We start from the raw sequence: 14,061 nt of genomic DNA, 5'->3' as shown, positions 1-14,061 counted from the left end.
ATTTGATATATGTTAGCTCTGGTACAATCACCTCTTTTCCATTAGAAATATACAAAAAAATTATGAAAATAAGCAGGGTTTGTAAATTTGATTTTAAAATTTCTTTCAAGTTGACCAACTTAATAAAGATTAAAAATAGCCATAGATTAGATAATGTAGAGTATAGTAGTTTTTATTCTCAAAGAGAAATGCTAGAAATATCAAAACTACATATTACTCATGGAGGTTACAATAGCATCTTAGAATCTTTATATTATTTGACACCAATGATAGTCCTACCAATGAGATATGATCAATTTATAAATGCTAATATGGTTGTGAAACAGAACTTAGGAACTTATATGGATTCTTATGAATTTTGTAATATGAACGAAGAGAGTTTAAAAGAAGTGATAGATACATTGTTAAAACCCGAACAAGTATTTAGAATGCTAGATTACCGAGAAAAGTTATTAAGAATGGAGTTGGATAATAGTTATATTTGTAAATATATTATAAAGGATAATTTATTAACATGAGGTACAAAACGATATGTCAAGAATATACTAATGATTGCGGACCAGCATGTATAGCGACAGTAGCAAAATATTATGGTAAAAATATAAGTGTTCCAAAGGTTAAAGATAGTATTGAAAAGAATGACAAACCATTAAATTTAAAGGATATGAAGTTGGCCTTGGAAAAGTTTGGTTTTAATACAAAATTTGGAAAAATTAAAAAAACGAATTTATTTAAGGTTAGAACGCTTCCGTTTATACTATCAATAAGAATAAATGATTCAAACCATTATATCGTTGTATTTTCGATTAAAAAGAACCATATAATAGTAGGAGACCCAACTACAGGAACAATCAAAATCAACAAGACAAATAATATGTTTGATGAAATTAATGCAATAATACTTTTAAAAACAAATATACATTTTCAAGATGTCGAAGAAAGCAAGAGTTTCGAAGAGTATTTTCGTAATATTCTGATTATAAATAGGAGAAGAGTTCTTAAAATTTCTACCATTTCTATACTTTTGACCATATTATCTATTTCATCATGTTTTATATATAGCTTTATGTTTGATTATATAATCCCTCAAAAGAGTATTAGTAAAGTAATAATAACATGTTCATTCTTCGGACTAATATATATATTGAAGTTTATTTGTGATTATTTAAGGCAAAAATCCATAATTCTTTATTCTCAAAAAATAGAAAACCATATTATGAGCGACATTTATAATTCGTTGCTGTATTTACCGAAAAGGTATTTTGAAATAAGAAAGAAAGGTGATATATTAGCAAGAATTCATGATGCATTTAGCTTAAAAAATACACTTTCTGTAACATTAACTTCTATTTCTATGGATAGCTTAATAATAATAGTTGGAATATCTGCACTCTCTATAATAAGATACGAGTTATTAGTTTTAATTGTTATACAAATAGGTTTTTCTATATTTTTCCTTAAAATTTTCAAAAGTAAAATAATAGAGTTGGACAAAGAAGTAAAAATAAGATCGTCAAATCTAGAAGCAATAATTAATGATATAATCAATGGGTATCAACACGTTAAGATAAATAGTGCTGAAAATTTAAAGTTGTCTAAAATATGGAGTGAATATTCAGCTATATCAAACCTTAATGTCAAATATGGGAATGTTATTACTTTGAATATAAATTTGTCAGAATTATCGGATAATTTATTTAGGATTATTTTATTATGTGTAGGGTCATATTTGGTTTTAGAAAGGAAGATTAGTTTAGGTGAACTAGTCACATTTATTTCAATCTCTACATTTTTTAATAACCCAATAAAAAATTTAGTCAATTCAATACCTCAATTCTTGTCTGCGAATATAACGTATAATAGGACACTAGAAATAATTGATTGCAGAAAAGAACAAATATATGATAACAAAGAAATATTTGAAGAATTCAACACTTTAGAAGTTAAAGACATTTCATATAGCTACGAAGGAAAATATATATTGAAAGATTTAAACTTAACATTTTCTAAAGGAGAAATAATTGGAATCATAGGAAACTCTGGCTCTGGTAAAACGACACTTATTAATCTAATTTATGGGTTTTTAAAGTTGCAGAATGGATTAATATTGATCAATGGTAAACCAATAACAACATATAAATTAAAATCACTTAGAGAAAAAATAGGTTATGTAGCTCAGTCTTCTTATTTATTTTCCGAAAGTATCAAATCGAATATGATAGGCTGTTCTGAGGAAAAAGAAAATGAAATGAAAAAGTTGATTAAGGAATTTGGACTAGAAAAAACAGTTCTGTCACTACCAAATAAATACGATACGATTGTAGCTGAAGGAGGAAGTTCATTCTCAAAAGGCCAGTTGCAAAAATTTTGTATAATCCAGCAATTACTTAGGGATACAGAAATATTAATATTAGATGAAGCAACAGCTTCTCTAGATATACTTAGCGAAATTAAAATTATGAGAACACTAAAAGAATATAATAAGAGCATAATAGTTGTATCCCATAAGGTGAGTACAATGCTGAATTGTGACAACATTTATATTTTGGAAGATGGAAAATTGAAATTTAATGGTACACATAAAGAACTATTAGTTAGAAGTAAATATTATAGAAGTATTTATGAGCATCAAAAGATTTGAAGTTTTAAATGTTTGGGGTGATTTAATGAAAGATAAAGTAAGAAAACCGATATACAAAGTATCTAAAAAATACATTGTTAGAAGAACTCCTAATGGAAAGTTTAATGATTTACTAGAATTTCAAAAGTTAGCCGTTGAGGAGAAAATAGATGTCTTAAGGCAAGATAAAAAGTTTAGAGAAGCTTTATTTATAGCAAGTACAGATTTATACGAGACATTTATAACTAACGATATCTGCACAAAAGAAGTATTAAATAGTATAATAAAGTACTATATAAGATATACAACAAGAGCAACACCGTTTGGTCTTTTTTCTAAGTGTGGGATTTTAACTGATTCTAGTGAAATAAAGAACTTTCAAAAAACAGTAATAGAAGTTAGTAAACAATGGATTTCTGAATTAGTTAAGAAGTTAGAAGAAAAAGACAGGATTGTGAAAAAATTAAAGCTTAAAGTTAATTCATCGTTATATTCAGATAACTATAGAATTAATGATTTTTTTGGTAAAAGCAAACAATCCAACAATCCCCATAGATATACAATTATAATAAATGATTTTATAGCTGATCATTTGAAATATATCGGAAACAAAGAAGTGAGTGTTAGCAATTTAATCAAATTTTTCACTCAAAAATACAAGTGTAATGAACAGGTTTATTTAAAAGTTTTGAAAAAAACATTAAAGAAAAATATTTTTTATACTAATTTAAGGTGCCACATAAGTAGTAATGAACATTTAGTTTTAATTATGCAAGAGTTGAAATCAATAGACGAGAAAGCATCAGCTGAGTTAAGTGATTTATTACATTTACTTGAGTATACAAATCAAAATTTAAGCGAAAAGAATTTAGAGAGATTAACCAATACACTAAAAAAAATAACTAAATCCAAAAGATATTTGGATTGTAGTATGATAGATGGTTTGAAATGCGATATGAGTTTAGAAGATGATAGGATTAAAATCATAGAGAAATTTGCTGATTATGCTAATTGTATTTCTTTTAAAATTAATGAAGAATTATCGGGATATAGACTTTTCAATTTTAAGTCGAAATTCCTTGAAAAATATGGATATGATGAAGAAGTCCCTGTGTTATCTGCTCTTGATCAATATTATGAGTATTTAAAAGATAACGAAAATGAAATTTTTACTAAAAGCAGAACTTATATAAAAATAAGAAATTATATTTATAATTCAATAGATAAATCTAACCATATCAATTTAGACTCTAACTTTTTTAAAGGATTGTATGAAGAAGTTTTTAATGAACAGAAAATTATAGGTCAAAGTTTAGAGTTATTTACAACTCAATTTGGAGACGATGATAAGTATTTTTACTTATCTAGAGCAATCGGATCATTACAAGCTGGAAGCACAATAAGTCGCTTTTACAATGAATTTCCGGAAAAATACCAGAAGTTTATAGTGGAAAATAATAAACGATTAAATAACGTCTATAATAGTAATAACATAAAATTAGTTAATTTATTGCCTGATTCGAACAGTCTCATTGCTCCCGATGTAATTCCTAATCATTGTTTTACTGATGAGGTGGTAACTATAAATGAGTACGTCCCTAAAAATAATGTGGAAAATATTAATTTTGATGATATCCTTATCGGAATTAATAAGAGTAATCGGATATACTACAAGAAAATCGGAGATGATAGACAAATAGAATTCACAAATTTTAGTAATTTAAATAATAAAATTGTTGGTGAAGCTTACGATTTTTTGATTACTTCTTCAAGATACAATGACCCTTATTTATTTTTAAAAATTTTAATTTGCATTTTAGAACCGTTTCATCAAAAGCCAGCTATATTTTATAACAAGTTACAAGTTTTCCCAAAACAGTTAGTGATAAATTATGATAATCAAATCAAAAATTTTGATAGTATTGAATATGCAAAAGAGTATTTTAAAGCTGATTATTTCTACATACAAAATGGAGATAACAGATTACTTATTTGTACTAATATTGAAGAAGATAGAGAAATTTTAAAAAAAGAATTAAAACGAATGCGCAGTTTAACTCTGAATGGTGTTGAAAAGGACCTTTTGGAAAGGTTGAATAATGAACGTGATATCGATTACTCAGAAAAAGTATATCAATTATTTATTGAAGAAATCAATGAATCAAAAAAAACGATTAACATTCCAAGAAGAATTTCAGAGCCAGCTACTAATTATAGAACGTCATTTCCTTTTGAACAATGGACGCAATTCAACATATATATGCATAAGGATATTCAAAATCATTTTCTAACCAATTATTTATTGGTTTGGATTAAACAAAATAAGGTTAGTGATTACTTCTTTATTAAGTATAAAGATGAGAAAGGAAATCATATAAGGTTTAGAGTTAACAAGTTGACTTTCAAGTTAATGGAAGACTTTTTAATTTTTCTACGTAAGTTAAAAAATGATTCGTTTATTTATAGTTATGAAATTGTACCATATCGACGCGAAATAGAGAGGTATGGTAATTGTGTTGATTTCGGTTTAGTAGAAAATCACTTTGTTGACCAATCTAAGTTATCAATGAATTTAATTGGGCTTTCAAAATTACAAATAGATTTTAATGTTGTTGTGTATTGTATTAATGCTTTGAAAATTATGGATGTAGACTTCACATTAGTGACAAGTATATTAGGAGAAAAGAGAGACGCTGTTAACGATGCGCTATATAGGAAAATAAGTAAAGATTTATTAGCCTTTTATAAGAACTATGAGTGTATAAAATTTGATTATACATCTTTAAAAGTATATTCAATAGAATTAAAGGGGAAAAATGTAGATTCATATAAAAAGACAAACATTTTATTTAGCATGATTCATATGCTCTGTAATAGGGTCTATGGTATTGATAGAACTTCTGAGAGAAGGATTCTTGATTTTACAAGAAAGTTTTTGAAGACATTGTCTTTTGTTGAGGAGAGTGAAAATTGAATTTAAGAAATGAAGTTCTTTCGTTTGTGAAAAATCAAGTTAATGACTATCGGAATATTAATTGCTCATTACTGATAGATAGCTATATTAGAAAAAAGACAAACAAATCTTATTTAGATAATGATAAGATTAAAGAATGCCTTGCTAGTATTAAACCTAGGTTAAAAACACTGGATAATGTAAATGGTATACCGTTACTTGGGTACTCATTATCTGTATCTAATGACATATTAGATAATGTTACTTATACTAAATTAAAAGAGTTAACAAAAATAGAAAGTATAAAAAGAGTGAAATTAAATTTAACTCGGAAGATTTCGCTAAAAAATGAAGAACTGATGAGTGGTAATTCAGGTTTAATAGATTATTTAGCACACAATTATTTTGATGAATCTATTAATTTAATCCTTTTAGAACTCGAAAGAATCTACCATTTGATAGGCTATAATAATAGTTCTGCAATTATATGCCCGAAATGGAGTACAAAAGACTTTTTTAATCTTAATGATATTCGCGATTTTCCTGATGGTCATATCAGGTTTGGATTAGCACACGGTAGTTCGTCGTTATTAATTTTTCTTGCGAAATGTTTAAAAAAAGACATTGGAAATAATAAAATAAACAAAGATAAAATGAGTGTAGTTATAGATCATCTAGTTAATGAAATTATTTATACTAATAATATAACTTCATGGCCAGCAAAAAAAGATATTATTGTTCATGATAAATATAAGAGCAATGTTTATATCATGAGTTGGTGTTATGGTGTTGCAGGAATATGCTATTCAATAAGTTTAGCGGGAGAAGCACTAAATGAAAAGTGGTTGAAAGATTTTTCTGAGAAAATACTTATAAAAAATATTGAGAACATAGATTATGATTATTTGTTTGATTCATTTTCGATTTGTCATGGATATTTAGGGCTTTATTTGGTTATGAGAAGGTTAGGTTTGAGTTGTGAAAAATTACATTATAAGTTAATCGAGCATGCAAATAAATTTATAAATGGCTTTGGAAACGAAGAAAATCATTGGAATATTCTTAATGGATATACCTCTTCAATATTAGGGATGTGTTCCCTTTTTTTAGAGAATGAACCTGATGATGTATTAAATAAAATGATTTTTCTTTCGGATTGGTAATTGATTGTTACGAAAAATATATGATGAGTAATATTTATTTGGTGCTTGTTGCAGAATGAATTGCAGTTTTTTTGGTTTGATTGTAACCCCGTTTTTTATATTAAGTGCATCGCCTCATGGTTAAATATTTCATGAGGTGTTTTTTGTTGTATGCTTGTCGTGGCTAATTATATAGCAGCGAAAGTCTTCTACAGACTTGAAAATAAAGATTATTAACACATGACAGAGGACATGTGTGAAATCAAAGGTTAATAGAAGTAGGACATAAATATCTACATTACTGGAAACATTGGTATAAGGTAAATTTATCATGAAGTTAAAGAAAAGTAATGTAATATTCGATTATTGATAAAATATAGTGCTTAAAGAGGGGATAACGGCGATTTTAATAGTATCAATATGTCCATAATACTAATTTTTATATTGTGAAATATATTATATTTGTGTAGAAGAAAACATTCGAGTTAAGCAACTGAAATGAATAAGAAGGTGACAACATGAATACCACAAAATTAGTTGTTTTATTTGGTATTGTTGGTATCATACTTGCGGTGAATTATCAGTTGGATTTGATTGTTCCTGTTCCGCTTTTAGTTGGTGCGAGTACTATACTTATTGTGAACTTATTTAAGAAATTGTTGAAATCGAAAGACAAATGAAATCAAAACGCATACCTTCTACTTTTGAAAGTATGCGTATTGATTTTGTAATCTTAGTTTGGTTTTCGTACTTTTAGGATTTGGATGAGATATAAGAAAATGAAAGTGATACCACCATATTCCAATAAGTCAATACAATTATTTTTGTCTATGAGTGTGGGGTTATCTGATAAATAATTAGTAATCATCAGGTAGCATCCGCATATTAAAATTGTGAGAAGTGTCGCTAAAGATGATGGACGTGCTATTTTTCGATTCATGATGTTATCCTTCTTCCTACGTTATGTATACTTTTAGTTACATTTTAAATATTCTGATAATTTTATACAAGCACTTTTATATTGTTTTTATGCAGAACGAAATTATTTTTTTGAATGCGGATCTATTATAACAACTCACACACCCTGTAAAGCTGACATGTACACTTTACAGGGTGTGTTTGATGACTTGGAATATTACGAATATTATGATCTTGTTTTAGGTGTGAATTTACTTTTGCTCGTCATGACTAAGCGTGCAAGTTGATCAGCAAAGAGCAAGCCCATTGCAATGGCACCTGCAATTAAAGTCACTTCTAGCATAGTAGGAACTGCTTTACTGAACTGTAAAATAATTAAGCTTTTTGTAGTATCAAAAGCGAGACCTCCAGGCACTAAAGGGATAATACCAGGCACCATAAAGATAATGACAGGTTCTTTTTTAAAACGTGCCATGATATGACTGATAATACCTAGTGTCAGACTAGAAAAGAATGAAGCGTAAATTGTATGAATGTGTAGGCCAGAAGATAAGAAGATATAAACCATCCAGCCACAGGCACCGACAAAACCGGCCCAGAAATACATGCGTTTTGGCGCATCAAATATAACACAGAAGAACAGTGATGCAATATAACTAAAGAAAAAATGTAAAACCCAAAAGAGCATCTTGTCATCACCTTCCTAAAAGAGTAAAAGCATTGTGCCGACACCGGCGCCTATGCCGAATGAAGTCACTAATGCTTCTAAAGATTTGGTTGTAAACATCATCATATGACCGCCGAATAAATCTTGAATCGCATTCGTAATCAAGACTCCAGGTACAATCGGCATGACGGCCGCGATGATAATCGCAGAAAGCGATCCGTCTGGTACTAAGTTATGACCGAGTATCGCAATGCCTCCAATGACAACAGAGCCTAAAAACTCTGGGATAAATAAAGTTTTTAAGTTCGCACGATATAACATTTCGACTAACAAATAACCCAAGCTTCCAGCAAAAATAGTAGCAACAATATCTACAAAATTACCAGTCTGTAAATATAAGAAGCTGATTGAAATAATTGCGGCTGCGATGCCTTTATAAATTAAATCATGGGTTTGTTTGGCATCATAAATCCTTTTTAAAGTCTCATAGGCTTCTTCTAGGTCAATTTTTCTTGCCGAAAGCTTACGAGAAACAGAGTTTGTCTGTGAAATTTTGATTAGATTGGTATCACGTGACTCAATACGATACATGCGTGGTGTCGTTTGATTATCTAATAAAAAATTGATAACTGTATTTGTGACGAAGCTGTTGCTTTCGTAAAAACCAAGTGTTTCGGCAATACGTGTCATTGTTCCCTCTACACGTGTGCCTTCAGCGCCGGACTCTAATAAAATACGTCCTGCTAACATGATAGTATCTTTCGCAAGGCGTTCTTTCGGGGTATCTTCTATATAACTTATTCTATTATCTAGTTCCATAACATCACTCATTTTCCTTTGTTGTATATGTAATATTAAACTTTTTAGAAAATTCAATTAGTATACCTATTATGTCGGAAAATACATAGAGAAACAACCTAAGATTTCGTTTTGATTATGTAAACTTTTTTCAAGAACAGTGACATAGGAGAGTGGAAAGAGGTTAAAATGATATATACAAACAATAAATGATAAATGTAAAATATTATGTGTATAATTTCTAATTAGGTATCATAATATGCTTGCATACTATATCTAATGTTTCAAATATTTCAAAACGGTTAAAGTTATAATGGTTAGCTGTTAAAGCATGTTAACTGAGTAGCGACAGTGGCTGCTTATCAGTTAACCAGCTAAACAAGTAGTGGCAGAGTTCTCCAAGGACACTACACGAGGGATGAGCGGCACTGTATTTCAAGCCATACATGTGTACGCTTAGACGGCAGAAGCTACCGACATTAAGAGTGGATGATGCCGAGAAGAACGTGCCGCTAACGTACAGGCTGTGTCGACAGCGTACATGTGGTACATAGGTGTCGTTCAATTCTTAATGCTGGTCTAGTCTTCTGCTTTAATTAATGAATAACACCATTACTATAGATTACTTGAAGAGAACTTACAGCGAGAGGGGCGTTGTAGAGTTCTCTTCCATCTTAATAACGTACGTTATCTTGTAGCCCTTGGAGGAGTTTATACATAGAAGTGCACCTGTTCTTTGATTTTAGAGCAGGTGCTATTTATATATGAAAGAAGGGACTGATATCGATATCAGTCCCTCAGTTTCGTTATATTATTTTGTGTAGCGTTATTTAAATACTGAAGAATTTTTCTAGACTGTCTTCAGGTAATCTATGGCCGATAAAGAAGCTACCGAATTCTCCATAACGTGCTGTTGTTTCATCGAAACGCATTTCATAAACGATTTTTTTGAATTGCAGTACATCATCAGAGAATAGTGTAACGCCCCATTCGTAATCATCAAAGCCGACTGATCCTGTGATGAATTGTTTGATTTTACCTGCATATTTGCGTCCGATCATACCGTGGTCATACATCAATTTTTGACGTTCTTCCATTGAAAGCATGTACCAGTTATATGTTTCGTTACGGCGTTTATTCATTGGGTAGAAGCAAATATATTCTTTTTCTGGTAATTCAGGGTAAAGACGTGCTTTTACATGAGGGTTCTCATATGGGTCTTCGTCTGATTTTCCAGCAAGATAGTTACTTAATTCAATGACAGAAACATATGAGTATGTCGGGATTAAGTAATCTGCGATACGTAATTTGTTCAATGCTAGTTCTATTGCATTCAATTCTTGCATTTCAGGACGTAATACCCAAAGTAAAATGTCAGCTTTTTGACCTGTTACGTTATAAAGTACATGGTCACCGTTATGATGCTCACGTACTGAACCTAATTTTTCTAAGAAATCTTGGAATTCTTTGACAATTTCTTGACGGTCTTCATTAGGTACAAGACGTAATGTCGGCCAATCGATTGCATATAATAAATGGAGGCTGTACCAACCATCTAATGTTTCTGCTGCTTGACTCATTAATATCGCTCCTTTTGAAATATCTTTTAATTCAATTCAAATTTTATCATAAAGACAGAGACAAAGCATACAAATCGATTAAAGGTCGGAACGTGGAAATTACTTCGCAAATGGCGTATAATTATGGATGAAAAAATATTAAAAAGCGAGATTTTCAAGGAGGATATTATGCCTAGTTTATTAGATGTATTGAAAGACAAACTTTCAGGAAAGAATGTACGTATTGTATTACCTGAAGGTGAAGACGAACGTGTATTGACTGCAGCAACAAAATTACAAGCTTCAGATTTCGTAACACCTGTTGTATTAGGTGACCAAGACAAAATTGAAGCATTAGCGAAAGACAAAGGTTTAGATATTTCAGGTATTGAAATCATCACACCTTCAACAAGCGACTTGAAACCAGAATTAGTAGAAGCATTTGTAGAACGTCGTAAAGGCAAAGCGACAAAAGAACAAGCTGAAGATATGCTTAACAATGTAAACTACTTCGGTACAATGCTTGTTTATGCAGGTAAAGCTGAAGGACTAGTCAGCGGTGCTGCACATTCAACAGGCGATACAGTTCGTCCAGCACTACAAATCATCAAAACTAAACCAGGTGTTGCGAAAACATCAGGTGTGTTCTTCATGATTAAAGGCGAAGAACAATATGTTTTCGGTGATTGTGCAATCAACCCTACATTAGAAGCAACAGACTTAGCTGAAATTGCGGTAGAAAGTGCAAAAACAGCGAAAAGCTTCGGCATGGATCCTAAAGTAGCATTATTAAGCTTCTCAACAAAAGGTTCAGCAAAATCAGACGATGTTGAAAAAGTAGCGGAAGCAACAAAAGCTGCACAAGAAAAAGCTGAATCAGAAGGCTTAAAAGATGTTGTTATCGATGGTGAATTCCAATTCGACGCAGCAATCGTTCCAGAAGTGGCGGCTAAAAAAGCACCAGATGCACAAATTAAAGGTGACGCAAATGTATTCGTATTCCCAAGCTTAGAAGCAGGTAACATCGGTTACAAAATTGCGCAACGTTTAGGCGGATATGAAGCAATCGGACCTGTTTTACAAGGTTTAAATTCTCCAGTAAACGACTTAAGCCGTGGTTGCTCAACTGAAGATGTATACAACTTATCAATCATCACTGCAGCGCAAACATTACAATAATGGATTTAGCTGAACGTTATTTTGACGGTAAAGATTGGCGCTATGTAGACCATTCAACAGGGTTTGCGCCTATGCAATCTTTTGCGTTTGATGACACATTTTCAGAAAGTGTGGGCAAGGATTTATCTTGCAGTGTAGTCCGCACTTGGATTCATCAACACACCGTTATTTTAGGTACACATGATGCACGTCTGCCACATCTGAAAGAAGGCATTCGTTATTTAGTCGATGAACGCGGCTATAATGTGATTGTCCGTAATTCTGGTGGATTAGGTGTTGTATTAGATCAAGGTATTTTAAACTTTTCGTTGATTTTTAAAGGAAAGACAGAAATTTCCATTGATGAAGCATTTAATTTAATGTATTTAGTTGTAAATAAAATGTTCGAAGATGAACATGTAACGATTGAAACGAAAGAAATTGAACGCTCCTATTGCCCGGGAAAATTTGATTTAAGTATCAATGATAAGAAATTCGCGGGTATTTCACAACGCAGAGTCAGAGGCGGGATTGCCGTTCAAGTATACTTGTGTGTGGAAGGTTCAGGTGAAGAACGTGCTGAAATGATGAAGGCGTTCTATGACAAAGCTCTACAAGGCGAAGAAACAAAATTTAAATATCCAGATATCGATCCATCTTGTATGGCTTCGCTTGAAACGTTGTTCGGACATGAACTGACAGTTCAAGATGTGATGTTTAAACTACTCTATGCCATCAAAGATTTAGGTGGAACATTGAATATGGAACCTATCAGTGAAGAAGAGTGGGAACGCTTTGAGAAATATTTCGAACGTATGATTGCACGTAATGCTAAAATCAACGCTAAAATGGACGATTAAGCACAAAGGGATGTAAATAGCTGAGAAGCTAGGTGCATCCCTTTTATATTGTGCGCCTTGAAAAATATTCTTGTAATTTACCCATGAAAGTGAAAATTATGACCGATATATGAACAAATCGTTTAAATCATCATCAATTTTCGGTAAAATGGGGAAGTAGTTTAATATCAGGTATTAATTTTACAACCTAGGTATGATAAAACAATGCAAAAAATAGGGTATAATAAAACGGTGTTTGAATAAATATATCAAAAGAGAACAAGCTAATTGATAAAAATTAGAATGTCGGAAATAAATTATGGATATATCAATGACAAAAAGACGCAGACAGCATCTTTTAATCCTGTCATTTTCTATCAACCCAGATAAAGAGAGTGACTGGATGTTTTAACATGCAGAGAAACAGGGTGGAATATAGATATACCATGACAAACTAGGAAAGTGCTAAAGGTGATGCGATATGACACGAACAGGCTACGGAGAATCTAATGGGAAAATAATATTAGTAGGGGAACATGCGGTAACATTTGGTCAACCTGCAATTGCGATGCCATTTTCTTCTGGAAAAGTGACAGTAACAATTGAAGAAATGCCAGAATTGGCAGTGTCAACGATGATCAGTGATGTATTCGAAGGTGAAATTGCAGATGCCCCTGAACATTTACATGCTTTAATCAGCAGATTCGAAGAAGAAAATCATATTGAATCACCTGTGATGATAAAAATTGATGCACAATTACCGCCTTCAAGAGGTTTAGGTTCTAGCGCTGCAGTAGCGGTTGCTTTTACGAGAGCAGCATTTGATTTTATGGATCAGCCACTATCTGATGAAACATTAATTGAACATGTAAACTGGGCGGAAATGATCGCACATGGTAAACCAAGCGGCATTGATGCACAAACGATTGTTTCTAATAAACCGACTTGGTTCCAAGAAGGTGTCTTTACGCCTTTAAAAACTTTGAATGTGGCAGGTTATATGGTCGTTTTAGATACAGGCATAAAAGGGAATACCAAAGAAGCTGTCAGTGACGTGCATGAATTAGTGAAAAACAATCAAGAAAATATGGCGTTTATAGAACGCATTGGACGTTTGGTGCATAAAGCAAATCAAGCGATTAATACACATAACTTTGAATCTTTAGCAGAGATTTTTAATGAGTGTCAAACATACTTATCTACATTGACTGTCAGTCATCCGAAGATTGACCGTTTACTGCAAGTGGCGAAACAAGCAGGTGCAGTAGCTGGAAAATTGACAGGAAGCGGACGTGGCGGCAGTGTGATTACTTTAGTGAAAGATTATGCGACAGCGAAAAAAGTCGCTCAAGCAGTTAAAGAAGCAGGCGCGCAACATACATGGATTGAGAATTTAGGAGGTTAATT

At 31.6% G+C, this 14,061-nt stretch carries 11 protein-coding genes; 8 read left to right on the top strand and 3 right to left on the bottom strand.

From position 1 onward, the window contains the following. Window positions 1-2: 2 nt before the first annotated feature. The 5 genes from HMPREF2937_RS06210 to HMPREF2937_RS13685 all read left to right on the top strand — a co-directional run bounded on the left by HMPREF2937_RS06210 (window position 3) and on the right by HMPREF2937_RS13685 (window position 7,395). Entirely contained in the window at window positions 3-518 is a 516-nt protein-coding gene (locus HMPREF2937_RS06210) for a glycosyltransferase (protein ID WP_070864227.1), read from the top strand. Beyond that, complete coding sequence (locus HMPREF2937_RS06205) at window positions 515-2,641, top strand: peptidase domain-containing ABC transporter (protein WP_070864226.1); 2,127 nt, start codon at window positions 515-517, stop codon at window positions 2,639-2,641. Before HMPREF2937_RS06210 ends, HMPREF2937_RS06205 begins: the two co-directional genes overlap by 4 nt. A 25-nt stretch (window positions 2,642-2,666) precedes the next feature. Next, entirely contained in the window at window positions 2,667-5,594 is a 2,928-nt protein-coding gene (locus tag HMPREF2937_RS06200; RefSeq protein ID WP_180364623.1) for a thiopeptide-type bacteriocin biosynthesis protein, read from the top strand. Then, window positions 5,591-6,736, top strand: coding sequence for a lanthionine synthetase LanC family protein (locus HMPREF2937_RS06195; RefSeq protein WP_070864224.1), 1,146 nt, complete (start codon window positions 5,591-5,593; stop codon window positions 6,734-6,736). Before HMPREF2937_RS06200 ends, HMPREF2937_RS06195 begins: the two co-directional genes overlap by 4 nt. Before the next feature lie 497 nt (window positions 6,737-7,233). Beyond that, window positions 7,234-7,395 carry a hypothetical protein gene (locus HMPREF2937_RS13685; protein ID WP_176746705.1) on the top strand — a complete coding sequence of 54 codons (162 nt, stop codon included), beginning with the start codon at window positions 7,234-7,236 and terminating at the stop codon, window positions 7,393-7,395. A gap of 464 nt (window positions 7,396-7,859) precedes the next feature. Here HMPREF2937_RS13685 and HMPREF2937_RS06190 read toward each other — a convergent pair whose 3' ends face one another. From HMPREF2937_RS06190 to hemQ, 3 genes are all read right to left on the bottom strand, one after another. Beyond that, on the bottom strand, window positions 7,860-8,321 hold the full coding sequence (locus tag HMPREF2937_RS06190; RefSeq protein WP_070848337.1) for a threonine/serine exporter family protein: 462 nt from the start codon (window positions 8,319-8,321) through the stop codon (window positions 7,860-7,862). Window positions 8,322-8,336: 15 nt separating this feature from the next. Next, window positions 8,337-9,119 carry a threonine/serine exporter family protein gene (locus HMPREF2937_RS06185; protein WP_070848336.1) on the bottom strand — a complete coding sequence of 261 codons (783 nt, stop codon included), beginning with the start codon at window positions 9,117-9,119 and terminating at the stop codon, window positions 8,337-8,339. An 809-nt stretch (window positions 9,120-9,928) separates the two neighbouring features. Beyond that, window positions 9,929-10,678, bottom strand: coding sequence for a hydrogen peroxide-dependent heme synthase (hemQ, locus tag HMPREF2937_RS06180; protein ID WP_023015472.1), 750 nt, complete (start codon window positions 10,676-10,678; stop codon window positions 9,929-9,931). Between the two features lie 168 nt (window positions 10,679-10,846). On the opposite strand from hemQ, the gene pta reads away from it, so the two are divergent. The 3 genes from pta to mvk all read left to right on the top strand — a co-directional run bounded on the left by pta (window position 10,847) and on the right by mvk (window position 14,059). Next, complete coding sequence (pta, locus tag HMPREF2937_RS06175; RefSeq protein WP_002481381.1) at window positions 10,847-11,836, top strand: phosphate acetyltransferase; 990 nt, start codon at window positions 10,847-10,849, stop codon at window positions 11,834-11,836. Continuing rightward, window positions 11,836-12,675, top strand: a complete 840-nt coding sequence (locus HMPREF2937_RS06170) for a lipoate--protein ligase family protein (protein ID WP_002481382.1) — start codon at window positions 11,836-11,838, stop codon at window positions 12,673-12,675. The genes pta and HMPREF2937_RS06170 overlap by 1 nt, the downstream gene beginning before the upstream one ends. A 460-nt stretch (window positions 12,676-13,135) precedes the next feature. After that, window positions 13,136-14,059 carry a mevalonate kinase gene (gene mvk, locus HMPREF2937_RS06165; protein WP_002481383.1) on the top strand — a complete coding sequence of 308 codons (924 nt, stop codon included), beginning with the start codon at window positions 13,136-13,138 and terminating at the stop codon, window positions 14,057-14,059. The last annotated feature ends 2 nt before the right edge of the window (window positions 14,060-14,061 follow it).

The sequence above is a fragment of the Staphylococcus sp. HMSC061G12 genome, from assembly GCF_001838465.1.
Lineage (GTDB): Bacteria > Bacillota > Bacilli > Staphylococcales > Staphylococcaceae > Staphylococcus > Staphylococcus simulans.
This window is presented reverse-complemented; position numbering and strand designations above follow the sequence as displayed.